This is a genomic window from Paenibacillus sp. J22P90 (assembly GCF_059692195.1).
In genome coordinates, this window is record NZ_JCAUAY010000001.1 from 1,097,407 (window position 1) to 1,123,783 (window position 26,377).

Genomic DNA, 26,377 nt, shown 5'->3' on the forward strand with positions numbered 1-26,377 from the left:
GAAAATAGCGGATGTCAAGATGGCGGTTGTTTAAAACGCGCGGAAGTGTTAGTTACCGATAATATAAGCAAAAGTGCAAATAGGCATCCTTTTTTATCCCTATAAGGTCTTGTTTGGAAATGCGTGCAAAAAAGCACTTATTTCTGCCAGTACTCCTCTTTTTGGCACCTTTTTGGGTTTAAAGGTTGCGCTTTCGCAATAATTTCTCATATTTAGCTCATTTTCCCCGAAAATAAGTGTACTTTCGCATTTTTGCCCAGCCATGAGCAGGCAACAAACAAAAGGAGCTAAGCGCAAACATGCCACTTAGCTCCATTTCTCATCCAAGCTCACAAACCATCTTATAGCTGCCCGGCTCCGCGCGGAAGCCGATGATATCGCGGTTGATATGCAGCATTGGGCCATTCATGGAATCATTGTGAGTTTTCAAGTAGGGTACACCGCATGCGAGTGCGGTTTGGACACCGAGCATCTTCAAAGCGAGTGCAATCCGGCGGCCTCGGTATTCGGGAAGTACACCGGTGTATTCATGATACATCGCTTTGGTCTGCTCATTTTGCTGCAAGGTGACAACACCGATGTAGCGGTCGCCATCTTTGGCGATGTGGATCCATTCGGGGCGTACACCGTTTTGCGCGATGGTCCACTTTTTCCATTCCTCGAACCAAGGAAAGTCGCCGGAGTAGCCCGGGATATCTGGATGCGTGATCTTATACAGCTCGTGTAACTTCCGCTCACTTGCCTCCCCAGGCTCATCCGCGAGTGTGATGAACTGGATGCCCGCGCGTTCTGACTCTTGAATCGCATCAACAAGTGAACCGCCATCAAAAGAGGCCAAGTCAAGAACGGATTCGAACAAGTGGCGATCTTTGACGTGGTTGCGACGCTCAGCAAATTCAAGTGACCGCTCGTCGGTCTCTTTCATGTGTCCAATGAGCCGAGTGGCTTTAACTTCAAGAGCCCATTTACGAAGCACCTCATACAAGGCATTTCCTACACCGTTCCCACGTATTTTCGGGTCAACAACAAGGTTATAGATCAGTGCGCCAGGCTCCGTCCATGGAGCACGCCAGGCAATGGCATAGGCCACCACTTGTCCGTTCTCGTCTTCTGCCACCCATTTGGGACGATCCCATCCCATTAGTTGTCCTTCTTCATTATAATGCAGCTTGCCGGGTGGAATTTTGTCCTCATCTTCATTTAGCTGTTCCGCTGTTGTAGGCTCCGACCAGATCAGATTGAGAAGAGGTGCTACAGCGATGAAATCGTCGGGTTGCTGTAATTTTCGAATGAACCAATTTGGCACGTGATGACCCCCATTAAGGTTTAGAATCTTTTGATGTCATTATCACATGCCAAGAGAGGGGTTTCATGGTAAAGTCTGGATATAATTAAACATTCTACCCCCAACCTCAGATCACTCGATAAAAATCGTATAAGCACTCATCCCTTTGAATTTGTAGGGCGTGAACCCCACATGCTTCTTAAACAGTTGACAGAAGTAAGAGAAATTACCTAAACCGACAGCCTCTCCGATATCTTGAACCGACATATCCGTCGTGCGTAGAAGCCAGCAGGCTTGCCTGATCCTTCTGGCGGTTAAATACTCCGTAATTGTGCTGCCAATGGATTGATGAAATGTAGCGGATACATGGTTTGGCGACAGGTGAACCGCCGAAGCAAGCTCGTCCAGTTTGAACGGCTCCATGTAATGCGACTCGATCCAAGCAAGCATTCGCTCAGCTGTTGATGAGCCTTTCAGAGTAAGCATAGGAATGGAATCCGATTGGGACTTAGCGGCCTTGTCCGAATCCGTGCGAAGCTGGTGCAAGAAGGCGGTGAGGAAGAGCACCTGCTCTTCCAGCAGTCGTTCCGGCCCACGGTCCTTGGCCGCAACAAGCCTAGACGTGTAGCTCCGCAGTAAAACTTCAAGCTCCGCCAAGTTTTCGCTTCGGAATGCCTGCGGCATGAAGGGGTCCTTCCATAGCTTCCTAAGAAACTCGCGGAGTGCTGGGAATATGGCATAAGCGGACTCCAGCAAGGCTGGCTCCAGTACAAATAGCGATCGAACGTAGCGATCCTGAGGCAAATTATGGATACGTATTCGATGCAGCTGAAAAGGTCTGAAACAGAAAATCGTGCCAGGCTGCAGCTCGACAATTTGTTGTTCTATTACGACAATCCCTGTGCCTTCATGGACGACAAGCAGCTCCATGCCTTGATGGGCATGAAACACTTCCTCGAAGGTGTGGGTTCTATCTTTGAAAAACGATAGTTGCACAGGATGCACATTTAAGTTTAAGTAGTTCATCAGCTTCATAGGTGATCTCCTCGCCGTAATCTAACAACATTTTATCATAAGAGGGCTAAACTTTTTTAGCCTTTTTTTTGATACGATGGAGACAAGTGAAAGCGCAACTAGGAGGAGACAAGTAACATGTTGAAGCAACGTTTAATTGAGCAATGGGAGCACTATCGCGGATCCTTAGGAGGTGTCTGGGAGGTGTGGCGTTCAGATAAGCTGCAAAATCATTATAATGTGCCATGGGAATCGGTTACGCTTCCACATACATACAACGGGTATGATGTGATGGACCCGGATACCAAATATTATCAAGGACAAGGCTGGTATCGAACCAAGCTGGAGGTGAATAACCCGTATCCGAAGGGCAGAACGCTGCTGCATTTTGAAGGCGCGGGGCAGCGGACGGACGTGTATGTGTACACGGAGAAGGTGGATTCCCACCTTGGCGGATATGATGAATTTACGGTTGATATTACGGAAGCAATCGAAAAAGCCAAAGGTATTGAGCGATATGCGGGCATTACTCCCGTCGCGATTGCTTGTGATAACAGCCGAGAGCTAGAGACGATTCCTTCGGATGCGAGTGATTTTAATCTATATGGCGGTGTCTATCGCTATCTAAATCTCGTGTATGTGCCGCAGATTTCTTTGGCTCAAGTACATGTGGAAACGCAAGTGGAAGTTGTCTCTGCACATACAGCAGGAAGCGGGAATGTAAAGGTACGTGCGAAATTATACAATCCGGATCAGCTCGCAGAGAATATCAAACTCACCATCGAGCTGAAGCAGCAAGACGGAACGATCGTTGATCGTAAGGAGATTTCGGTGCCTGCCTGGCAGGGTGAGAAAGAGATCGCGGCTTTCGATGTGTCGACTCCACACCTATGGTCAGTTTCTGATCCTTACTTATATTACTGCTCCGTTTCCCTCCTCTGCGAAGATGGCGAAACGACAAGCCAAGAACGGTTCGGCTTCCGCACGTTTGAATTTCTCAAACAAGGTCCGTTCAAGCTGAACGGCGAGCGCCTTTTGCTGCGTGGCACGCATCGCCATGAGGATCACGCTGCAGTCGGGGCGGCGATGACCGAGGACATGCTCAGAGAAGAGATGCAGCTAATCAAGGCGATGGGGGCTAATTTTATCCGCCTCGGTCATTATCAGCAATCTCGCATTGTGCTCAATCTCTGCGATGAATTAGGGATTCTCGTCTGGGAGGAAATTCCATGGTGCCGCGGTGGACTGGGTGGTCCAGAATACCGTGAGCAATGCATTGATATGCTTACGGCAATGATTGAACAGCATTATAATCATCCATCTGTAATTTTATGGGGACTCGGCAATGAGAACGATTGGGAGTGCGATTTCGATCATTTTGATCAGCAGGAAATTCGTACCTTTATGAAGCGATTGCATGATCTCTCACATGAGCTTGATCCTAGCCGATTAACCGCGATTCGCCGATGTGAATTTTGCAAGGATATTATTGATGTGTATTCGCCTTCCATTTGGGCAGGCTGGTACCGGGGTGTTTATACCGACTATGAGTCAAGCTGTCAGACCGCATTTGAAAATGTGGATTCGTTCTTCCATATGGAGTGGGGCGCGGATAATTTACCAACTCGGCATGTAGAGAAGCCGTACACGGGCTTTGCCTTTATGAAAAAAGCCGATGGTGTCACGGACGAGCGTGACGGGGATTATTTGTTAACTGGCGGCGAGCCGCGTGTATCCCGTGATGGCGATTGGTCAGAAACGTACTTCTGTGAAATGATCGATTGGTACTTGAAATCCCAGGAGAAGATGGATTGGCTGACAGGTGCAGCCCAGTGGTCGTTCAAAGATTTTGCCACACCGGTACGCCCGGATTCACCAATTCCGTATCTGAACATGAAGGGAATCGTCGAACGTGATCTGACGCCGAAGGAAGCCTTTTATGTGTTCCAATCGTACTGGTCAGAGAAGCCAATGGTTCGCATCTACGGTCATACGATGCCGATTCGTTGGGGCGCTGAGGGCGAACGCAAGCTAATCAAAGTGTATTCCAACGCTGAGCAAGTTGAACTCTTCCTGAATGGAGAGAGCTTGGGTGTGAAGCAGCGCGATTCACAGGATTTCCCTTGTGCGGGACTTCGTTGGGAGACGGAGCTTCAAGCAGGAGAGTACCACTTGCGTGCAGAAGCAATCTGCAACGGCGAGGTTGTGAGCGACGAGCTGCAATTCACGTATCAGTCCGAGGCTTGGGGAGAGCCGACAGAGATTCAATTAACGTCGGAAACTTTAGCGGATGGACGGGTTTACGTGGAAGTGCGCGCGTACGACGCGAATGGTGTCTTTTGCCCAGATGCAGCAAGCTTTGTGCGATTTGGATTAGCTGGAGATGGGAAGCTGCTCGATAATCTCGGCACGATCCGTGGGTCTAGACAAGTGCAGCTGGCCGGGGGACGTGCAGGCATCTATGTGGATACCTGTGGTGGATTGCCCGCTGGGATTACGGTAACTGATTTCGTGAGCGCAGGGGGTCCAGCCTCCTCATTGGCTTCCAAGTCTAATGGCGCTGGAACAGATCAGCGAAAATACACCTCCGTGATCAGTGCAGCATGCGAAGGAATGTCTACGGTAACAGCTATTATCGAAGTTTTGAAGTGAAAACCACTTAGAGGAGGAAATAAGATGAGTGAACTTATGGAAGTATCACAGTGGCAGGGCGCTAAGAAGCTAGAGGACATTTTGCCTGACCTATGGAAAGAGCTGCAAGTGAAGGTTGACCGAATGATCGAGCAGATCGGGGAGAAATCCCCTCATGTTGCCAAAGATGACGGCATCTATGATGATTTGCGGGTCGATTGGTGGACGTCAGGCTTTTGGCCAGGCATTCTTTGGATCATGCATGACATGACGGGCAAGGAACACTACAAGGACGCCGCATGGGAGTGGGACGGCAAGTTCGAAGAAAAAAGCATCCAGGATAATAATTTTCATCATGATGTCGGTTTCCAGTATTTGCCGACAGCGGTCATTAAACATAAGCTGACAGGTGATTCAGATGGGCTGCGTCGGGGATTGCAAGCGGCTAATTTCCTGGCAGGTCGATTCAATATCGCCGGCAATTTCCTGCGCGCATGGAACCAAGATAAGCTAGGTTGGGCCATCGTGGATTCAACGATGAATCTGTCTATTTTATTTTGGGCAGCTGAAGTGACAGGCGATCCGCGCTTTGAACATATCGGCAGAGCGCATGCTAACACAGTTGTAGAGAAGTTCATCCGTGAAGACGGCTCGGTGAACCATATTTTGAGCTTCGATCCGAAGACAGGCGAGCTTATTGAATCACTAGGCGGTCAAGGCGCCGGACCGCACTCGGCTTGGAGTCGAGGGGCATCTTGGGCGCTGCATGGTTTGGCCAATGTATACCGTTTCACTGGGGATACACGGTATTTGAAAGCGGCACAGCGTGTAGCCAACTACTTCTTGGCAAGTCTGCCAGAAGACTATGTGGCGCATTGGGACTTCCGCGCGGAAGAGTCGCTAGATAACGAGCCTAGAGACACCTCGGCCGCTGCCTGCGCAGCTTCTGGTTTAATTGAACTTGCGGCTGCCCTGCCTGGTAAAGAAGGCGCCTTGTATCGCCGTGCCGCAGAACGGATGCTGTTGTCACTGACACAGCATTATGGGACATGGGATCAGCCGGAGCACCAAGCTATCCTGCGCCAGGGTACAGGGCACAAACCGGCTGGACAGAACGTGAACGTATCGCTCATTTACGGCGATTACTACTATGTTGAAGCACTTGCGAAGCTTATCGACTGGAAGCAACGAATCTTTTAAGCATCTGATGACGAAGCAACACCACTTTTCTTTCAATAGGGAAAGCGGTGTTTCTTTTTGCTTTTCGTGTATAATTAATTGAAATCAATTTAATTTGAACACGGGGGAACTAGCAGTGACAATGAAAAATTTACGATTTAGCACGCGGAGTGTCATGGTGAATTGGCTTATTTCCTACATTTCTGTGCTGCTCGTTCCTATACTGATCAGCGGTATTATTTATACCGCAACCTGGCATGTGATTGAATCCGAAGTCAATCGCGCCAATGAATCGATGCTCAAACAGATTGAGCAAGCCATTGACAGCAACTTGGCTGGTATCGAACGCTTAAGTGTCGAGATGGCTTTAAGCAAACGTCTTGCAGGCTTCATTACGGTATCAAAACCGTTGAAGGATGAGCAATATTATGATGTCGTTGAAATCGTAGACGATTTGCGCAAATATAAAGTGGCTAACGATTATATCGATCAAATTTATGTCTATTACAAAAATAGTGATACCGTGGTCTCCACACGCGATCATATGAACAGTCGTCAATTATATGAGCGTGTTCGGGCGCGCGAAGACATGAGCTATGAGGAATGGCAGGCTACTTTTGATAAAAGATATATCCAAGAGTACGCGCCAGTGACGATTCGCGAAGATGGACAAGCGGTCAAAGCCGTGATGTATGCCAAATCGATTATTCTCGATACCCCAGAGCAGCCAGGTGCTATTATCCTATTTACGATTAAAGATACAAAATTGCTTGAGGATATTATGTCACCTAATCACTCTTCAATAGCGGTACTCGATCGGCAAAATCGTGTGATTGCTTCAACGGGATTGGAGAAAAATCCTGATTTTCTGTCTGTCGATAAATTAACAAGCGAGAATGGCTTCTTTTATGATCAAATGAAAGACAAAGAGTATGCGGTTTCGTATACAACTTCGAATAGAGCGGGTTGGAAGTACATTTCGATGATGCCTGCGGAGCTTTTTGATGAAAAAATGAAATACGCCAAAAACTTGATCTCGATTAGTATCGCGCTCAGTCTCCTTATTGGCGGGGTTGTCACGTTTCTGATGCTCAAACGCAATTACGATCCGATCAGCAAGCTGATTCGAAGTTTATCCACGCGATCTAGCATTTCCTTCAAGGAAGGCTCCAATGAATACGGCTATCTGCAAGCTGCGCTGAATGATACCTTTACGGAGAAAGAGAAGATCGGTCAACGTCTGGAGCAGCATCGAGACACGATTCGGTCTCATTTCCTTCAAGGCTTATTAAAAGGCTCGCTTGAACGTAATGTGCCTATTCATGAATCGCTGGCCGTTCATAATATGGAGCTGGCGACGTCTCACTTTGCTGTTTTGCTGTTCCATGTTGATCATTATGGCAAATTGGAGTCCTCCGAGTTTGCTTACGCCGAGAAAATCAAGCATGTCCAGTTTATTATCATGAATGTAGCGGAAGAAGTTGTTGGCATTAAGCATCAAGCATTTTCTACCGAATTGGACAATTTACAAGCATGTATTATTAATTTTAAAAAGAACCCTGAACCTGATGAGGTTGAACATATCGCGGAACAGGTAAAAGCGTTCATGTTGGAGCATTTTCATGTGCATTTGACGATTGCGATTAGCCGGATTCATCAAGAGCTGGCGGGCATCCCCGTGGCTTATCAGGAATCACTCGCAGCGCTTGAATACCGCATGGTGATGGGGAGCGGCGAAATTATTGGGTACAATGACTTACCCGATGCGGGTGAGGAACGTGAATCTAGCTATTATTATCCGTTGCATGTGGAACAGCAGTTAATTAATTTTGTGAAAACGGGCGATTATGACCAGTCGAAAGCGATGATTGATGAGATTATAGAAATCAACGTATCGGGTGTATCTCTTTCTGTTCCGCTTGCGAAATGTCTCATGTTCGATCTCATCTCCACCATGCTCAAAACCATCGACGAAATCGGAGCAGGCAATAAGCGGGAATTTATGAATCAGGTCAATCCTATTGACCGCTTAACGGCGTGTACAACGATCAAAGAGATGAGAGTGCAAATCGGTGATGTGTTGAGGCAAGTTTGCCAATCCATTCAGGAAGATCGTAAGCAGGATCATAACCAGCTCAGTCAACAAATCGTTGCCTATGTGAAAGAGAATTTCAGTTCCGCCGATTTGAATATTACGATGATGGGGGATGTGTTTAACTTAACCCCTTCGTATTTATCCAAGCAATTTAAAGCTCAGACTGGCGAAGCGCTGCTTGAACATATCAATAAGACGCGGATCGACGAGGCGAAAAAGCTTTTAGCTGCAGAATCGTCCTCGATCGTGGACATTGCAAGACGAGTGGGCTACGAGGATATCAATACATTCAATCGTATTTTCAAAAAATATGAAGGAATTACACCTGGGAAATACAAAGACTTTGTGTAGCCTAGCGGGGGAAGCTGCCACCTTATGGGTGGCTTTTTCTCATTTTGCACGTCAGTTTCAATTTTAATGATGTGAAAATACAGGTTTTGAAGATGGTTTTCTGTTTTTGATGATACCCAAATAGCGCTGATCTTCGCATAATAACGTTATCGGTGCACCGCACAAGATATTGCGAGCTGCATGAGCAATCAGGAATAAGCATTTACGAGGGGGATATCCATGAAGAAGCAGATGAAGACAATTGGCACGACACTCTCCATTATTTTAGCAACAACAAGCTTACTAGCCGCATGTTCGAAAGAGGAAGCAAGCAGTACACCTAAAGCAGCATCATCATCAACCGCTCCAGTTACTGAGGCAGTAAAGTATCCAATTGCAACTACGGGATCGATTACTTCTTGGGAAGAAATTAATCCAAATATCACATCCCTTGTTCCTAACTTAGGAGAATCAGCTTTTGGTAAACAGCTAGAAAAGGATACAGGTGTCAAGGTTAAATATACACATCCTGCCGACGGTCAGAAGAAGGAGCAATTCAATCTCTTAGTCGCTTCCAACAATTTAACCGATGTGATCGAATATGATTGGAGCAAAGAATATCCAGGCGGACCAGAGAAGGCGATTGCGGATAAAATGATCATTCCTTTGAACGATCTGATTGATAAGTTCGCACCGAACCTGAAGAAGCTCTTACAAACGGATAAAGAGTTGGATAAAATGCTGAAGACGGACAGCGGCAAATACTACGTATTCCCGATGATTCGTCCAGATAACGGTCTCGTATTCCGTGGTCCTATTCTTCGGAAAGACTGGTTGGATGAACTTAGCTTGCCAGTACCAACCACGATTGATGAATGGTATACCGTGTTGAAAGCGTTTAAAGAAAAGAAAGGCGCTACCGCTCCTTTCACTGCGCAATACAACACAGGCGACCAGATCAATATTCAAGATGCCTTCATTGGTGCTTTCAAAACAGCGAATCGCTACTACATTGACGATCAAGGAAAAGTGAAATATGGTCCGATTGATCCACAGTTCAAGGAAGTTCTGACTCTTTTCCGCAAATGGTATGCAGAGGGTCTTATTGATAAAGATTTTGCCCTGAATACGGACTCCAAATCGCTGGATAACAGAATGCTTAGCAATTCATCAGGTGCGACTGTAGGTCTGCTTAGTGTTATCGGCCGCTGGATGGATACTGCGAAGAAGAAAGAGCCGAGCTACCACCTTGTTGCAGCACCTTACCCAACCTTGAAGAAGGGGGAACGTGCTTTCATTGGTCAGCGTGATTTTAAATATAATCCGTTAGCAAGTAAAGCCGTTACAACAGCTGCGAAAGATCCGGAACTTGCGGTGAAGTGGTTGGATTACGCCTACAGTGAGAAAGGGGCAACGCTCTTTAACTTCGGTATCGAAGGCGAAAGCTTCAATCTCGTGAATGGTGTGCCAACTTGGTCTGACAAAATTACGAAGGATCCTAAATTGAACTTGCAGCAAATGGTATCGCAATATACGAAGCCGAACGGGCCGTTCTTGGGTGATTCCAGAAAGAATTTCAACACGTATAAAGAGCAAAACGATGCTATGCAAATTTGGGCAGAGACGGATGCTGTGAAGCACGTTATGCCGACTTTCATTACACCAACGGTAGAGGAAAGTAAGGAAATTGCTAAACTTAACACCGCGATCAGCTCCTATAAAGAAGAAATGTTTATTAAGTTTGTCATGGGCAAGGAGCCAATTGATAAATTCGACGAGTATGTGAAGCGTATTCAAGAAATGGGCAGCGACAAAGTGCTCAAAATTTATCAAGATGCTTTCGATCGTTACAATAAACGCTAAGCATTTGACAGAGAACGTGTCGGCCACTGGCTGGCACGTTCATCTTTAAGAAGACTGTTGAAGGGTGGACTATGAAATGGAAGCTATCAAACATGAATCGACACCTGTTTTCTTAGCCAATAAACGGAAGAAAGCGGGCACTAAGCTCGGTCTGATCCTCGATATACGTAAGAATAAATACCTGTATGTGATGTTATTACCTGTCTTGCTGTATTATGTTGTGTTTCATTATGCACCTATGTACGGGGCCATTATCGCGTTTAAAGACTTCTCACCAAGGCTTGGTATATTGGGAAGCGACTGGGTAGGTTTTGACAATTTTCAAACGTTTTTTTCAGGCCCTTATTTTTGGCGAACGATTAAAAATACGCTGCTCATCAGTTTAAACGAGCTTATTTTTGGCTTCCCAGCACCGATTATTTTAGCGTTATTGCTCAATGAAGTGAAAAATGCGCTGTTCAAGCGCAGCGTTCAAACACTGACCTATATGCCTCACTTTATTTCACTCGTTGTTATTTGTGGGATTTTGAAAGATTTTACGTCCAGCGAAGGCGTTATCAATGACTTGATCGCATGGATGGGGGGAGAACGCACGACGTTTTTGCTTGAAGCGGATATGTTTCGTCCGATCTATGTCTCTTCCGGCGTCTGGCAGCATATCGGTTGGGGCACGATTATTTACTTGGCGGCGTTAACGGGCATTGATCAAGAGCAGTATGAGGCAGCGCGCATCGATGGCGCAGGTCGATGGAAACAGGCGATTCATGTTACGATTCCAGGGATTATGCCGACAATTATTATTTTGCTTATCCTTGAAATGGGGAAAATGATGAACGTAGGCTTTGAAAAAATTATTTTACTGTACAATCCAGGCACGTATGAAACAGCGGATGTCATATCCTCTTATGTATACAGGGTAGGGTTGCAAGAATTCAATTACAGCTTCAGCTCGGCAGTTGGTTTATTTAATTCCGTGATCAATTTCACGCTGCTGATTTGTTCCAATTGGATAAGTCGGAAATTAAATAATACGAGTCTATGGTAGACAGGGAGGAGGATGGACATGGAGATCAAAATGAAAGCTAATTTAAAAACGAACAGACCTTCGTTGGGTGAACGAAGTTTTGATTGGAGTAATGCGCTGTTTTTGACCATTCTCATGATCGTGACTATTTATCCAATTATTTATGTTGCGCTAGCTTCGATTAGTGATCCCGGTCAGCTCATGGCGTACAGTGGCATGCTTTGGAAGCCGCTTGGCTTCTCACTGGAAGCTTATAAGAGTGTATTTGAGAATCCGATGATTTTAAAAGGCTACGGAAATACGTTTTTTGTTGTTATCGTAGGACTTGTGTTCAACATTTTATTAACAGCTTTAGGAGCCTACGCCCTTTCACGCAAAAGCTTGCAATATCGCAAGCAAATCATGCTGTTTATCGTGTTTACGATGTTTTTCAGCGGCGGACTTATCCCATTTTATTTGACGGTAAAAGGGGTAGGGCTGAACAACTCGCTATGGGCGATTATTATCCCGCATGCGATTAATACATTCAATTTGATCCTGATGAAAACGGCTTTTGAAGCCATCCCCGATGCACTAGAGGAATCCGCAAAGATTGACGGTGCGAACGATTTTGTTATTTTGTTCCGCATTATTTTACCGCTATCAATGCCAGTCATTGCTGTTATGCTGCTCTATTACGGTGTAAGCCATTGGAACTCATGGTTCCATGCGATGATCTTTTTGCAGGACCGCAGCTTGTACCCGCTTCAGCTGATATTACGAGAAATTTTGCTGAAAGGTGAGGCTAGCTCAATGACAGGAGGGGCATCAGCTGACGACGTAGCTATGCTGTCTGCAACTTTGAAATATGCAACGATTATTGTGGCTACCGTTCCGATTCTTCTCGTGTATCCGTTCCTGCAGAAATATTTCGTTAAAGGCGCATTAATTGGAGCCATTAAGGGATAAGGAGTGGTGTTGGTAATGAGGGATGAGATCAGCTTAGATGTGGATTGGAAAAGCTTTCTGGCACCGAATGATATGGAATGGGTTGTGAAGCCTGTTAGCTGGGATGAGGGTGCCTTTATCGGGAACGGGCTCATCGGTGCGATGATTTACGGTGAAGAGCATGCTAAGAAGCGGCATGTGCTGCGCTTGGTAACGGGGCGGACCGATGTTACGGCGACTCGGACGGATCGTCCGGGTTTTCCGCCTCGTGTGCCAATTGGTGAGTTGGACTTGGAGCTGGAAGGGATGATCTATCATCCGACAAAGCTGCGTTTGGATTTGTGGAACGCGGAAGTAAGCGGTGTGCTGACAACGACGAAGGGCGAAGTGAAGCTTCGTGCTTTTGTGCATAGTGAAGTGCCCGTTATGTGTGTGGAGCTTGAAACGTTGATCGGAGAGACTGGGGCAGGTTTGCAGTGGTATCCGCATGCGGAAGTCGATCCTGTATTAGTGAATGCCGACGGTATCAACTTGAACCAGTTTATTCCTGAGGTAAAGCATGTGAGAACGATTCGGGATGGGGTTGCTGTTTCGGTTCAAACGTATTCCACCGACGAAGGGTGCGTCGCTGCTTATAAAGAAGTGCATTTGTCTGAAACGCGAAGAGTTTGCTATTTGTCTGTGGTTAATGGCTGTGACGAGCAGGCACAGGAGGAGGCTGTTAACGCGGTTGTGAAGGCTGCTGCTACACCGTTTGACGACTGGATAGCCTCTCATCGTGCATGGTGGCATCGTTATTATCAGACTAGCTTCATTTCTATCCCGGATGGACAGATGGAGAGCTTTTATTGGATTCAAATGTACAAATTGGCCTCAGCAACAAGGGCGGATAAGCCGTTAATTGATAATCAAGGTCCATGGCTTGCGCCGACACCTTGGGCAGGGGTTTGGTTTAATATGAACGTACAAATGAGCTACTCGCCGGTATATACGTCAGGGCGGTTGGACATCGGAGAATCACTTGTACGGGCGATTGAAGGGAATGTAGAGCGCTTGATTCGGAATGTGCCTGAGCCTTATCAGCACGATTCCGCAGGACTCGGACGCAGCTGCAGCTTTGATCTCGATAGCTTGGTAGACGATGAAGTCGGGAATTTGACTTGGGTGTGCCATAATCTATGGAGGCAATACCGATACAGCATGGATGAACGATTGCTGAAGGATACGCTGTATCCGGTTCTGCGCAAAAGCGTCCATTACTATCTGCACCTGCTGGAAGAAGGAGAAGATGGTGATCTTCATCTACCGCCTACGATTTCTCCAGAGTATGGCTCTTTTATGAAAACCAAAGTAAGGGACTGCCATTACGATTTGGCACTTTTGCGTTGGGGCTGCGAGACACTGCTTCATATCTGCGAACGACTAAAAGTGGATGATGTGCTCCAAGAAAACTGGCGTAACGTCTTGATGCGATTAACACCGCTGCCTGTCGACGAAACCGGCTTCATGGTAGGCCAGGATACTCCGTTAGCCTATGGACATCGACATTTTAGCCATTTGCTTGCGATATTCCCGCTTCACTTGATCGGGTGTGATTGTGAAGAAGATCGTGAACTCATTGCGAAGTCACTGCACCATTGGATTCAAAAGGAAGGCGATCTTCGTGGCTTCAGTCTGACGGGCGCCGCCTCTATTGCGGCAACGTTAGGCAGGGGAAGCGAAGCGCTTCGTTATCTAAAAGCGTTATTGCACATTCTGAAGCCGAACACGATGTACAAAGAGGCTGGTCCCGTGATCGAGACCCCGCTCGCTGGAGCGGAAGCGATTCACGATATGCTGCTCCAGAGCTGGGGCGGGACACTGCGCGTATTCCCAGCGGTACCCGATGAATGGCGCGAAGCAGCCTTTCATGATCTGCGCGCAGAAGGCGCGTTTTTGATCAGCGCTGTGCGGCGGGAAGGTCGAACCTCATGGATTCGAGTGAAGAGCTTGGCAGGGGAGCCCTGTCAGATAAAGACAGGCTGGCAGGGACTTGTTCGTTGGAAAATCAGTGGAAGTGATACCCCGTACAGTATGATATTGAATGAAGGCGAAGGTGTGCTTCAACTTCATTTAGCTAAGGGGGAAGAAGTTATTTTGTACCAAAGTGAAGAAATGCCAGACCTCAGTATTCGACCAGTCTCTGCGGCGGATCGACCTATTCGTCCTTTTGGCGGGTTAAAGCCTTGGCGGCTATATGGCTTTCCGGTCATTTCTGAAAATTAGCAGCTGTTTGTGAGGTGCATGAGATCGCAATGCGAAGCTTATTCGAAAGACTTCAACCAGCTCCCTTGAACCGCCATCTCAGTTCCATCTGAAGGATTCATTTATCTGGAAGACATCCGGTGGCTACGAGTTAATCGCGAAGGATATGGACGGCAATATCTGTGATGAAAAGCATGCGGGCATCCACGCCTACTCCGCGAATGGCTTGGTTTGGGAGCTATCGGAGAAGCCGACTGATCTATTGCGGCCACAGCTGATGGGACAGGCGGATTTGCACAGGCGCGGAAAACCTGGAATATGGTAATTCCGTTGGCTGATGAGTTAAAAAGAGGGTTTCCTTAAGCTATTTGTGGCTGGGGAGGCCTTTTTTTGCAAAGAAGGAGGGCATGAAGTATAACCTGCGAATGAATTACAATTAATTCTAGGCTGCCTCATTCTTTATTAAACTCACGAGATAGCGTTGAGGTAAAAGAAAACCTCTCGTATCTGTTCCTCGCGAATATAACCCTCTATCAACATCAACAGTCGTCTGCATTCCAGATTACTATCATTTCATTTTTTGTTGGCGTGGTGACAATACCATTAAAGATTGCATCAATCGTATCAATGGTATTGTCCGAGGCATAGTGCACACAGTGTTCTCGCTATTGTGTATTTATCCAAATTTATAATTCTGATTGCTAATAAAGTGTAAGGTCCATTAAATCTCCTATGTATTTTTTGTAATTTAGTCATGGTATAGGACATACGTTCTCATTTTTTCGGATTTGCAAAGATTTGAAAATATTTAATAGTGGCTGAGGAATGTAACATCCCAATAATGGTAATACATAATAAAAACATATTTGAGGGCGGGTTTCCTGTGAACAGTACTACTAAAATCCTAAGAATGGCTTTAAAAGATAAAGTTGGAGTATACGGTGTGATAATGCTATTAACAGGTTGGGTACTGGCTTTTTTATCAATAGTGAGCAATAACACTTGGTTTTTTCAATTTTGTTTATTTTTTATTATGGCGAGTTGCATTCCAATTGTTTATATATCTCTTATTAATACTAAGACTATCTATGGTTTTATTGGGGAGGTATCAACGGCTAATGAGTTAAAAAAATTAAGCAGCCAATATAAAATCATGAATGGTAAAATCGTTATTACACGAAAAGGTGAAAAAATAATTAAAAGTCAGTTCGACCATATAGTTATTGGGACCAATGGAGTCTTTCACATTGAAACTAAGCATTACAAAGGTAATATTTTGTTTACAGATGATGATCTTTTTTTTAGGGATGAAGGAAGGCATGCAACGAATCCGAACATCCAAGTGAAACGTCATGAAGATACATTGAAAACACTAATTAATTCAAATGTTGATATAGTTGGGATTATTAATTTTAGTAATAAAGATGTATATATAAATGGGAACAATAGACAATACCTTGCGATTCAAACTAATGAATTAGTAAACTTAATTACAGAATACAAGCCGAAAAGATATTTATCAGGTGAGGAAGTAATTCAAATCTACGAAAAACTTGAAAAGGACAGTTCCACTCAATGGTTATTTAGACTCACATCTGTTCTGCTCTCGCCTTCGTTTCGGGGTATAATGATTACTGCACCGTTATTAATCACATTGTTGATTGGGACGTCATTCATCCTAAAAGACAATTCTTTACACCCTACAGTTTTTAGTTCTATAAATGTAAAGAAAAATGCATTGAACGCAGCTTTAAGTCAATTGGAGGAGATAGATACTAATGATCCTAAAAAGCTTTATACTCAAATAAACTCATTCTACAATTCGTGGAAGGATTACGGATTATTGCCCGCGAATATAAGAAACCAAATCTTTTTCTTAAATCCAAGTGTTTCTCAATTAGGAGTAATGCTATCGGATGGTAGTGAATGGCATGTTCAACAACTTTCAAAAGATGTAAAAGATAAAATTAATGAACTAATATTCACCATGAAGAAATTAGAAAGCCTATAGTCGACATAAATAAATTTCTAGATAAAAAGCCAGTTGAGGACATCCAACTAGGCTTTTTTTTTGCGATTTCCTTTTTGTTTCACTCCTAACATTAAATTTCAATAAAGTCGGAGGAATTATCTTCCTATTATCGAAGATGATAGCAACGAATAATTCGATGCACGATTAATGTTTGTGATTGAAATGGAATTTATTTTTTTAATTTTGAATAAACTTAACAAGAACAACTTTAGAACTTAATTTGTTGTATATAACATACAAAATGAGACTTGTAAGATACTAATAGGGGGATTTTATGCAGCAACAATCATCTGACCAGGCATTATCAGTTTCAGCACTAGCCAGTTATTTTCATACGATGTGCGACAGGCAGATTTTTTTACAGAGTTTACCTAGTAAAAAACAAAAGGAAATGGGGATACAAGTTGAAAGTAATGAATTAACCTCAATGCTAGGGGACAACTGGGAGAAAAAAGTGATCGGGCAACTTAGGCTAACAGGATTTACAGTTATTGATGTTAAGGGCGAACTGGACTCTGAGCGTGATATACGAGCTCAACTAAATAAACTATCGTCATATTTAGATTCAATGAGATCTGGTCGAGTTTATATCTATTCATCAAAATCTGAAGTTCCTGAATCTTTTTATGAAGATTATAACATTAAGATTTCTAAGATAAAGACTATTGAGGTTGATCTAATAGAAATAAAAAAAGAACCGAATTCAGGGAAGTATCTACTTAAAATAATTGATATGAAATCTAGTAGTCAAATTAAAGCAAGCCATAAAATTCAAGTGGCATTGTACAGTTTGATTTTAAAAAAGATAGTAGAGGACTCAGAGTTAAAGGAATTTTATTGTATGGACGAGTCGTTAGAAGCTACTGGAGGGGTCTGGACAAAAGGTGATTTAGTTGGATACCAAGATTTTAAGCTAAAAGATTCGATTGATATCATTACCTCCTTTTTGTCAGATGACATTTCAAGCATAATCTCAAGTTCTGATTATAAAAAATTACATTATCATGTTGATTTGAAGTGTGAAAATTGTAAATTCTTCAATTTTTGTAGAGATGATGCAATTGAAAATGATCATGTGTCTCTTCTACGGGAAATTGGGCCGCGCGTTTCAAAGCAACTTTCAGAAATCCAATCAGAAGTATTTGGAGTGAGCACACCGACAATTCCTACATTGTCTCTAATGATTGATTATCATCGAGATATATTGGAGAAGCTACCTTCAATAAATAAGCGTTTAAGTAGCTTCGAACTAGCTATAAGTAGCAGACAGGAAAATGAACATTGGCAAAAAATCAATCAAGAGATTTTCGATTTTCCGAAGCAATGTGACGTTTATGTGTGTATAACTATGCAAAAAGATCCACTCAATAATATATATTATGGAATGTGTTTATTTTCTGAACGTGATCCAGAGACTCAAGAAGTAAAACCTGCTAGAGTGTTCACACTGTTACCTAATAAAGATGATCAACATGAAATGAACAGTATTTTCGTTAGTCTAATTCATGGTAGACTTTCTAAATATTCTGTCCAAAATAAAGCTTATCACTTCTGTTTCTATCAACAATATGAACAAATTAACTTCACAAATTTAGTATGTGAAGTAGTTCAAAAATCTTCAGATAGAGATCTACAACAAGAGGCTCAACAATTGCTGTTTCTCTTTTACTCTCACAATTACATAAACGCAGGTGCTCCTACAACTAGAGGTTCTTTGCAACCTTTTGTGCATTTTCCATTTACCATAATAAAGTCTTTTTTTGAGAAAAACTGTGTTTTGCCGATCAATTTTACTTATAACTTAGATGCTTTATATAAGTTTTTTATTTATGAAGGTAAAGCGATAACTGATGGCTATTCCCAGCTAGGGGAAAATATAAAGCTAGAATACTTTTATTCTTACATTGAAGAAGTTGTAAGAAGCAGTAAAGAAGAGAAAGCGAAAGTAATAAGAAAACACCTTTTTGCTAGGTTGGAACAATTGCGAAGTATTATATATATTATTGAGCATTATTGGAATGGTAGCAGAGATATGATACTAAACGCTCAAGCTATCAAGTTCCCTCAAATAACTAAGTATTCTAGTGAACACAGTACTAAATTGGCATTCATAATCAAATATGAAGATTTTAAGCAGCATTATGAACTTGTTCATTCACGTCAGCAATCATTAAATGAACAATTCGATAAAGGTAGTCTCCTTCACATTAATTTTATTAAATTATATGATGATGGAGTTGTTCGATTTAAATTAATTAATCAAATTAACGAAAAACCACACAATAACATTATGCATTTAATTTTTCGAAATGATAATCAAAGCTGGGTCAAACTGAATGAAATAAAAGATATTGATATTAAAGGTGGTCTTCAGTTAGTAGATTGGGATGAAGAGAAAAGCGAAATTTTAGTAAAACCTTATAAATTTCAAATACCAATTGAGTTCCTAGACGTTGGAATTGACGCCTTTTTAGCTCCAATACACAGCAGTTTTATTTCGGATAGAATTTTAGACTCAATTTTCAATTTTGATAAATTTAAAGAGAATGCTTATGCGATTTTAGATGATCCAAAGGGTTTTCAAATAGAATATTGCAATGAGATAACACAGCAAGAGGAAGAGGAATTAATAAATAAAACTCGATTGACTTTAAGCCAAATGGAAGCATACAAGCATTTTATTAAAAATAAAATGACACTTCTGTGGGGACCTCCAGGCACAGGGAAGACAACTTTTATCTCAAATGCGGTGCTTTTTCATATTAAGCAGTACTACAAACAAACTCCGACAGGAAAATTCAGGATATTAATTACTGCTCAAACACATTCAGCAATTGAAACATGTATCAAGAAGATAATAAAGGTATTAAATGAAAACGAGTTTTTCAATGAACTTAGAGACAATGAGAGTTTTTTTGGAATTTGTAAGATTAAAGGAATAGTATCTAATGATAGATCAGCATTTAGTTCATTTTTGAATTTCAGTGAGCCTACCAAAGGGAATTATAACGATTTTTTAGAACAATTTAATGTAACAATAACCGGTAGTACATTTTTTCAACTTCAAACTTTCGTAGAGAAGGAAGTTAACTATGATGTAATAATAATCGATGAAGCATCACAGGTAAAAATAGCAGAGTCCCTCATAGCAATAAATAAGCTCAAAAATGATGGTCGATTACTACTTGTTGGAGACCATTTTCAACTTCCACCAGTATTTAAAGTAGATTTTAATGAGAGTGAAAAGTATTATACTCACTCAATATTTGGATATTTGATACAAAAAGCTGGGATGCCGTACTGTCAATTGACGGATAATTTCAGAATGAACGATGTTATAAGTGGCTATTCGGCCTCTAAACTTTATGGGAAGGAGTATAGGGCCTCTAAAGATGAGATTGGAAGACAAATCTTGGGATTAAATCAAAACAAAATTAATGATGACTTGATTGCAGACATTATGCAACCAAGTGCTCCATTTTCATTATGTTCCTTAGAAGAAATTGATACAGGACGCGCAAATTTGTATGAAGCTAAAATCATCGTTAGTTGTGCACAAGCACTTGCAATCTCTTATGCTGGATACAATGTGGAGAATAGAACCTACGCCTCAGATGTTTGGAAAGACCCTGTAGAAGGTAAGGAAAGACTGTTCATTGTTTGTCCTCATAAGGATCAAATCAAGCTAATCAAAGATGAGTTTAGAATTAATGGTATACCCATTCCTCTTATTGGTACTGTTGAAAAGGCACAAGGTCAAGAAGCGGAAGTTGTTATGGTAAGTTACGGGGTTTCAGATGAAGAATTGATCGAACAGGAATCTTCTTTTCTTTATTCTCTCAACCGCTTAAATGTAGCCGTGACAAGGGCGATGAAAAAGGCGATAGTCTTTATCCCAAAGAAACTCTTTTATCCATCGTACTCAATACTCCTAGATGAAAAGAATGCAGAAGATTTAAATTATTTTTTAGGTATGCGCTCTTATGTAAATCAGTCAACTAATTATAAGTACGAAATAGCCGATCTCAATAAGCAAGTAAGCATTACTGTATCCCACCGTATGATGCAGCTTGAAGATAATGTTAAGCCTGGAACTACTATACTACAGTTACAAGAAATCAATCAGCATAAAGATATCGGGCTTCAAACAGCAAAGGTAAGAGAGTATGAGTTCTGGTGGGAAAGTCTTATTAACGGAAAAATTGATGATAAATATAGGTTGATCAAAGAAGAAGTAACCACTACCGAAATGCATTCATATGAAAAATGGCACTGGTGGAAGTTGTTCATTTAGGAACAAGACTACGATAGTGAAAAATGAATTAGTATCTTTCTAAAGAAATGTAATGTTTACGTTATTGTGATAATAGAATCTTAATCTACAGAGAACTCTATATTTCAGGAGGAATTAGTATATGAAAAGAGCAGTTATTAGATTTTCCGGAAAAGTGAATGAGCGCTCAGTTAATGAGCTTGTAGACAGTTTGCTATCTCTAGAGAGTGAGGGTGTTGAGGAGGTAGATTTGTTTATAAATTCAAACGGCGGTAGTACTGACTCTTCATTTGTTGCTTTTGCAGAAATCGAAAATCATTGCAACAGAATGAACATTACGACTTACAACTTATCTAGTTGTGGGTCAGCTGCATTTTTATTGCTTCTGGGTTCTAAGAATAGAAAATCATTAAAACCTGCAACGTTTATGTTTCATGAAGTTTCAACTACGTTTAATCAGCCATTGCTAGAATACGAAATACTGGCAGCCTATAACTTAGCGAAAGATCAGAATGAAAGAAATATCGACATTATTTCAGAAAATACTTCTATAGATGATGTTGAAGCTAAATATTATCGGGAATTTAGATTTGATGAGAGCGATGCCTTGGAATATGAAGTTATCAATGAAATTGTGAATGATTTACCTTTCGGACATGATATTTCTATAATAATTCATGGCAACCAAGACAATACAGTAAATTATAAGAGGCATGATATGAAATTAAACACTGATTAATGATCTCTTCAGCTTGATGATCCAAGTTTCAGTGAATTCATAGTGAAGCAATAAATTTTATTAATAGGTATTTCTTTGTTTAAGTTTAACTAGTGACTTAAAAATCCTTATGTTAGGAGAAATAATTTGGAACATGAAGTAATTTATGCAGAAAAGGAACTAGATAGCAACGCAGTATATTTAATTGGAAGATCAGGAATTGAAGGAACGTGGACAACCATCTGGAAAGCTAAGTGTTACCCGGATAATAATTTCACTGTTGATGCTATCCAGCATGTTATTGGAACTGCTGATGACAAAGAGTTGAGAGAATTCATTCTAGAAGAAAGGATAAGATTTATTAATGGACAAATTCTTACAACTACTCTTTCAATTTAATTAGTTTTACCCATCAATTATTCTTTAAATCGTATTCTAATTCTAACAATGTATGTGTTGTTGAAAAATTAAAGATTGATATCATTTTTGGATTTATTACCAAACCAGAAGTAATGACTCGGTTTTCTTTTCTACTGATCTAATTCAACTTGCTCGAGTTTTTCGCTATCTTGAGTAACTTGGATATCAGGATCGTAAAAGAATATCAAATCGCATTTTCTCCTAAAAGAATGATTACAGTTCCAAGTAATATTTCTCATGGTATTAAACTCCTGGCTACATTTTTTTCAAAGTAACTAAGAGTAACTTAAAAGTTTGTTAACATTCAGTCTTTTTGCCTTCAACAAACGAAAAATCTAAACTTCCTCTTTTAGCCGCGTTGCTTCCTCGCCAGTAGGTTCTTCTTTGGCACTTCTGAAGAACGCTATATTTATTGAAGTCATATATCTTTTTTTATTGGAATACTTATTTTCAGGCTAATGTGATTGTCGGTTTTTGTTCAGTTCATGTTCATATAGGGATAACAGGGGTGAAATGCAAAAAGGCAACCTTGTTTATGGCATATACTTGTAAATCTGAAATGCGTGCAAAAAGGCAACTACTTCTGCCGAATTTGACTCTTTTGGCCCATATTTGGTCTAAAAGGTTGCACTTTTGCATTAATTCATCCATTTTTAGCTCTTATCACAGAAAAAGAGTGCCTATTTGCATTTTTGCCGATTATTGCTTGTACTTGACGTAAAGCATCCAAAAAAGAGCTTCTACAATGCAGATTATCTGCTTGTAGAAGCTCTTTCTTTTCCTTACAAAGGATAACAAATGATCGTGTTAAACTTCGTTTTCACATCGGCTAAATTCTCATACACGTGGGGCTGATCGGCGGAGAAATGGATGGCGTCTCCTGCTTTCAACTCATACGTTTCATCTTGAATGCGGAGTCGAAGAGCACCGCTAATCATTAAAATATATTCCTCGACACCTTCATAATGGGCTTCCGAGGCATGGGTACAGCCGGCATCAATTTCAACGGTGTAGATCTCAAATTGCTTTTTCTGCTCAAAGGGAACGATCGGAAATGCCCGATATTTCCCATCTTCTTCTAAGAAAGGTTCAATTTCTTCGAGTCGGATGTGAGTCACCTTCGGGACATTATCCTCAATGAGCGAAGTAAACGAGATATGAAGTCCATTTACAATTTTCCATAAAATAGAAATGGTTGGGTTCGAATCCCCACGCTCAATCTGCCCGAGCATCGCTTTGCTGACGCCTGTTAATTCTGCAACCTGATCCAGACTGAGCGATCTTGCTTTGCGTATATTTTGAAGGTTTTTCCCGATCTTTTTGTGAATTTGCTCCTGATCCATCGATTTCTCCTCTTCCTGCAATACCTCAAGTATAAACCCAATGTAGCATAGCTGCATAATATTTTCAATTAGCTATGTACAATATCATGTCCATATGTATAATATATTGTATATGCAAGATAACGCACAAACGGTTAATATAGTAAACTTTCTTCTTTTCAAAAAAAGGGGGCATACACCATGAGAGAGACGATGATCGGGCTTGTCAAAGAGGTTCGTGGACCTGGTGCAGTTTTACGTGAAGTACCAATACCACGTTGTGGACCTGATGAAGTGCTGGTAAAAATAAAAGCAACCTCAATTTGCGGGACGGACGTCCACATTTATAAATGGGATGACTGGGCGGAAAGCGCAGTCGTTACACCGAATGTATTCGGTCATGAATTCGCCGGCGTGGTTGAAGCCATTGGCAGCCAAGTGACCAATGTCAAAGTCGGAGATCATGTTTCAGCAGAAGGCCATATCGTATGCGGGGTATGTAAAGCTTGCCGAACCGGCAATGCGCATGTCTGTCCGAATACGGTAAGCTTTGGGATTACAGCGCCGGGCTGTTTTACGGAGTTTGCGGTCGTGAAAGCAGCGAACGTCATTCACAATCGGCCGGATATGCCATTCGAGCTCGCTTGCTTACAAGATCCGCTAGGTAATGCGGTGCAAACTGTTTTGGCAGGAGAAATCGTTGGAAAATCGGTCGTCGTCATTGGTACGGGGCCTATAGGATTGATGGCTGTTGCTGTTGCCAAAGCAAGCGGGGCTGGCGTCGTGATGGCTGTTGATATTAATCCTTATCGCCTTTCATTGGCGAAAAAAATGGGTGCAGACTATATCATCAATAGCCGAGAGGAATCCATGGTAGATGCTATTCGAGCTTATACCGGCGGTGAAGGCGCCGAAGTCGTTTTGGAAATGTCAGGTTATCCCGATGCGATTCGCGGGGGCTTTGAGGCAGCGGCTTCTGCGGCACGTGTTTCTCTGCTGGGCATTCCTACGCAAGAAGTACCCCTTGATTTATCACGCCATATTATTTTCAAAGGCTTACGAATTGAAGGGATAACGGGGCGGCGGATGTATCAGACCTGGTATCAGTTAAAAGGCTTACTAGATCAACAACGGATTGATTTGAAACCGTTGATTACGCACACTTTTTCCCTGCATGAATACGAAAAAGCCTTTGATTTAATGATATCCGGGCAATGCGGGAAAATTGTGTTTTTGCATGATACAGAAATTAAATTACCTTCCATTAAGGAGTGTGCGATACATGGCTAGTTGGAACACCTTGGAGAACGAACTGGAGCAATTGCAAAAGGAGGGGCGCTATCGTCCACTCACGGTATGGGAAAGCGGTTCTGGTGCATGGATGACAGTGAAGGGGCGCTCGGTGCTGCAAATGTCCTCTAACAATTATTTGGGACTTACCGATCATCCTGGGATGAAGGAAGCAGCAGTTCGGGCGATTGAAAAATATGGCGTTGGCAGTGGTTCCGTACGTACAATTACTGGGACGCTTGACATTCATCATCAGCTTGAACTGGAGCTCGCTAAATTTAAGGGGACGGAAGCGGCGCTGGTGTTTCAATCAGGCTTTACCGCCAACCAAGGTGTTCTGGCTTCGCTGCTTGGACCTGAGGACGTTGTCATCAGCGACGAGTTAAATCACGCCAGTATTATCGATGGCATTCGGTTAACGAAAGCGCAGCGGAAGGTTTTTGCTCATAAAGACATGGATCAATTAGAGGCAGCATTAAAAGAGAGTGCCGGATATCAGAAGCGGATCGTTGTGACGGATGGCGTTTTTAGCATGGATGGCGATATTGCTCCGCTTCCAACGATCGTAGAGCTCGCTGAGAAGTATGATGCCTTTGTCTATGTAGATGATGCCCATGCAAGCGGCGTGCTTGGCAAGAATGGGAAAGGCTCGACGGATCATTTTGGCTTGCACGGACGCGTACACATCCAGATCGGCACGCTTTCCAAAGCGGTAGGGGCTGTTGGGGGATACGTGGCTTGTGACCAAGTTGTCAAAGATTATTTGATCCACAAGGCGCGTCCATTCTTGTTTAGCACCTCCCAAACTCCAGCGGTAGCGGCTACTTGCCTCTCGGCGATCCAAGTGTTGCAACAGAGCGGCGATCTCATCGCCAAGCTATGGGAGAACGCGGCGTATTTCCGCTCGAAGGTGCAAGCGCTAGGCTTCGACACCGGTGCCAGCGAGACGCCTATCATTCCTGTCATCGTGGGGAACCCAGCAAAGACCATGCAATTTTCTGACATGCTGCTGCAAGAAGGTGTTTATGCACAAGGGATCGTCTATCCAACGGTGGCGATGGACAAAGGTCGCGTGCGATTTATTGTCACAGCTCAGCATACACGGGAGGATTTGGATTTTGCGCTAAACGCGTTGCAGAAGGCAGGCAGACAGCTCGATCTCATCACGCAATAATTATTCAGTTGAACGCAAAATCACCATCACCCATGCGCGTCATGCAGGGAGATGGTGATTTTTAATATGCTAATCTTACTTTTTATTTGTAAAATTAACCCCATGCTTATTCGCAAGGGCATAGAATCCATACACAGCCGTTACAGCGATGAAATAAGAGACAAAGGTCCAACCAATATTCCATCCGTGCCCGTATTCAACTTTTCCAACCAAGTAGGCAATATACTCGAGAGCAGTCAATATGACACAACTTACAAGAATTATGATCAGCGGTTTCTTTTTTTTGAAATCAATCCAGTAGACCGCTAAACAGCCTGCTAACGGATACAATCCAATGTCAAAAGGCAGCGCGGAAATCGTTTCATCATCTTCAATCTTCGGTGTAAAATCCCAAAATTCTACGTGATACCCAATTGCGTTAATCAATGAGGAAATGATGGCGGAGACAGGGAAGATGAGAATAGCGATGGTAGGTGCTTTTTTGATCCATTTAAGTGCAAATAACCACGGAACAATAAAACCGATAAGGATATTGATAAAAATACGTCCCACTCCT

At 42.6% G+C, this 26,377-nt stretch carries 17 protein-coding genes; 13 read left to right on the forward strand and 4 right to left on the reverse strand.

Going from position 1 to position 26,377, the window contains the following annotated elements:
- Positions 1-319 precede the first annotated feature (319 nt).
- Positions 320-1,306: a GNAT family N-acetyltransferase gene (locus tag AC58UX_RS03845; protein ID WP_497249767.1), complete on the reverse strand. Its 987-nt coding sequence runs from the start codon at positions 1,304-1,306 to the stop codon at positions 320-322.
- Between the two features lie 111 nt (positions 1,307-1,417).
- Positions 1,418-2,320: an AraC family transcriptional regulator gene (locus AC58UX_RS03850; protein ID WP_497249768.1), complete on the reverse strand. Its 903-nt coding sequence runs from the start codon at positions 2,318-2,320 to the stop codon at positions 1,418-1,420.
- A 117-nt stretch (positions 2,321-2,437) separates the two neighbouring features.
- On the opposite strand from AC58UX_RS03850, the gene AC58UX_RS03855 reads away from it, so the two are divergent.
- The 11 genes from AC58UX_RS03855 to AC58UX_RS03905 all read left to right on the forward strand — a co-directional run bounded on the left by AC58UX_RS03855 (position 2,438) and on the right by AC58UX_RS03905 (position 22,014).
- Positions 2,438-4,951 (forward strand): glycoside hydrolase family 2 TIM barrel-domain containing protein, encoded by a 2,514-nt coding sequence (locus AC58UX_RS03855; protein ID WP_497249769.1) that lies wholly within the window; start codon positions 2,438-2,440, stop codon positions 4,949-4,951.
- 36 nt (positions 4,952-4,987) lie between these two features.
- Positions 4,988-6,130: a glycoside hydrolase family 88 protein gene (locus tag AC58UX_RS03860; RefSeq protein WP_497250052.1), complete on the forward strand. Its 1,143-nt coding sequence runs from the start codon at positions 4,988-4,990 to the stop codon at positions 6,128-6,130.
- A gap of 121 nt (positions 6,131-6,251) precedes the next feature.
- Positions 6,252-8,555 (forward strand): helix-turn-helix domain-containing protein, encoded by a 2,304-nt coding sequence (locus tag AC58UX_RS03865; RefSeq protein ID WP_497249770.1) that lies wholly within the window; start codon positions 6,252-6,254, stop codon positions 8,553-8,555.
- A gap of 219 nt (positions 8,556-8,774) precedes the next feature.
- Positions 8,775-10,397, forward strand: a complete 1,623-nt coding sequence (locus tag AC58UX_RS03870; protein ID WP_497249771.1) for a type 2 periplasmic-binding domain-containing protein — start codon at positions 8,775-8,777, stop codon at positions 10,395-10,397.
- Between the two features lie 76 nt (positions 10,398-10,473).
- Positions 10,474-11,442, forward strand: a complete 969-nt coding sequence (locus tag AC58UX_RS03875) for an ABC transporter permease (protein ID WP_497249772.1) — start codon at positions 10,474-10,476, stop codon at positions 11,440-11,442.
- 12 nt (positions 11,443-11,454) lie between these two features.
- Positions 11,455-12,369: a carbohydrate ABC transporter permease gene (locus AC58UX_RS03880; protein ID WP_497249773.1), complete on the forward strand. Its 915-nt coding sequence runs from the start codon at positions 11,455-11,457 to the stop codon at positions 12,367-12,369.
- Positions 12,370-12,384: 15 nt separating this feature from the next.
- Positions 12,385-14,613: a glycosyl hydrolase family 95 catalytic domain-containing protein gene (locus AC58UX_RS03885; RefSeq protein WP_497249774.1), complete on the forward strand. Its 2,229-nt coding sequence runs from the start codon at positions 12,385-12,387 to the stop codon at positions 14,611-14,613.
- Between the two features lie 889 nt (positions 14,614-15,502).
- Positions 15,503-16,603, forward strand: a complete 1,101-nt coding sequence (locus AC58UX_RS03890; protein ID WP_497249775.1) for a nuclease-related domain-containing protein — start codon at positions 15,503-15,505, stop codon at positions 16,601-16,603.
- A 295-nt stretch (positions 16,604-16,898) separates the two neighbouring features.
- Positions 16,899-20,918 carry a DEAD/DEAH box helicase gene (locus AC58UX_RS03895; RefSeq protein WP_497249776.1) on the forward strand — a complete coding sequence of 1,340 codons (4,020 nt, stop codon included), beginning with the start codon at positions 16,899-16,901 and terminating at the stop codon, positions 20,916-20,918.
- Between the two features lie 121 nt (positions 20,919-21,039).
- Positions 21,040-21,636: an ATP-dependent Clp protease proteolytic subunit gene (locus AC58UX_RS03900; protein WP_497249777.1), complete on the forward strand. Its 597-nt coding sequence runs from the start codon at positions 21,040-21,042 to the stop codon at positions 21,634-21,636.
- A gap of 126 nt (positions 21,637-21,762) precedes the next feature.
- On the forward strand, positions 21,763-22,014 hold the full coding sequence (locus AC58UX_RS03905; protein WP_497249778.1) for a hypothetical protein: 252 nt from the start codon (positions 21,763-21,765) through the stop codon (positions 22,012-22,014).
- 803 nt (positions 22,015-22,817) lie between these two features.
- Here the strand turns inward: AC58UX_RS03905 and AC58UX_RS03910 are convergent.
- Positions 22,818-23,378, reverse strand: a complete 561-nt coding sequence (locus tag AC58UX_RS03910; protein WP_497249779.1) for a helix-turn-helix domain-containing protein — start codon at positions 23,376-23,378, stop codon at positions 22,818-22,820.
- Positions 23,379-23,558: 180 nt separating this feature from the next.
- On the opposite strand from AC58UX_RS03910, the gene tdh reads away from it, so the two are divergent.
- Complete coding sequence (tdh, locus tag AC58UX_RS03915) at positions 23,559-24,647, forward strand: L-threonine 3-dehydrogenase (protein WP_497249780.1); 1,089 nt, start codon at positions 23,559-23,561, stop codon at positions 24,645-24,647.
- Positions 24,640-25,821: a glycine C-acetyltransferase gene (locus tag AC58UX_RS03920; protein ID WP_497249781.1), complete on the forward strand. Its 1,182-nt coding sequence runs from the start codon at positions 24,640-24,642 to the stop codon at positions 25,819-25,821. Before tdh ends, AC58UX_RS03920 begins: the two co-directional genes overlap by 8 nt.
- A 75-nt stretch (positions 25,822-25,896) precedes the next feature.
- Here the strand turns inward: AC58UX_RS03920 and AC58UX_RS03925 are convergent, their stop codons facing one another.
- Entirely contained in the window at positions 25,897-26,373 is a 477-nt protein-coding gene (locus tag AC58UX_RS03925; RefSeq protein WP_497249782.1) for a CBO0543 family protein, read from the reverse strand.
- Positions 26,374-26,377: the final 4 nt, after the last annotated feature.

Excerpts from the sequence above, each read along its gene's own strand:
- AC58UX_RS03865 (WP_497249770.1), top strand. The coding sequence starts at position 6,252 with ATGAAAAATTTACGATTTAGCACGCGGAGTGTCATGGTGAATTGGCTT.
- AC58UX_RS03920 (WP_497249781.1), top strand. The coding sequence starts at position 24,640 with ATGGCTAGTTGGAACACCTTGGAGAACGAACTGGAGCAATTGCAAAAG.
- AC58UX_RS03880 (WP_497249773.1), top strand. The coding sequence starts at position 11,455 with ATGGACATGGAGATCAAAATGAAAGCTAATTTAAAAACGAACAGACCT.
- AC58UX_RS03900 (WP_497249777.1), top strand. The coding sequence starts at position 21,040 with ATGAAAAGAGCAGTTATTAGATTTTCCGGAAAAGTGAATGAGCGCTCA.
- AC58UX_RS03850 (WP_497249768.1), bottom strand. The coding sequence starts at position 2,320 with ATGAAGCTGATGAACTACTTAAACTTAAATGTGCATCCTGTGCAACTA.
- AC58UX_RS03910 (WP_497249779.1), bottom strand. The coding sequence starts at position 23,378 with ATGGATCAGGAGCAAATTCACAAAAAGATCGGGAAAAACCTTCAAAAT.
- AC58UX_RS03855 (WP_497249769.1), top strand. The coding sequence starts at position 2,438 with ATGTTGAAGCAACGTTTAATTGAGCAATGGGAGCACTATCGCGGATCC.
- AC58UX_RS03860 (WP_497250052.1), top strand. The coding sequence starts at position 4,988 with ATGGAAGTATCACAGTGGCAGGGCGCTAAGAAGCTAGAGGACATTTTG.
- tdh (WP_497249780.1), top strand. The coding sequence starts at position 23,559 with ATGAGAGAGACGATGATCGGGCTTGTCAAAGAGGTTCGTGGACCTGGT.
- AC58UX_RS03875 (WP_497249772.1), top strand. The coding sequence starts at position 10,474 with ATGGAAGCTATCAAACATGAATCGACACCTGTTTTCTTAGCCAATAAA.
- AC58UX_RS03885 (WP_497249774.1), top strand. The coding sequence starts at position 12,385 with ATGAGGGATGAGATCAGCTTAGATGTGGATTGGAAAAGCTTTCTGGCA.
- AC58UX_RS03890 (WP_497249775.1), top strand. The coding sequence starts at position 15,503 with ATGGCTTTAAAAGATAAAGTTGGAGTATACGGTGTGATAATGCTATTA.
- AC58UX_RS03870 (WP_497249771.1), top strand. The coding sequence starts at position 8,775 with ATGAAGAAGCAGATGAAGACAATTGGCACGACACTCTCCATTATTTTA.
- AC58UX_RS03895 (WP_497249776.1), top strand. The coding sequence starts at position 16,899 with ATGCAGCAACAATCATCTGACCAGGCATTATCAGTTTCAGCACTAGCC.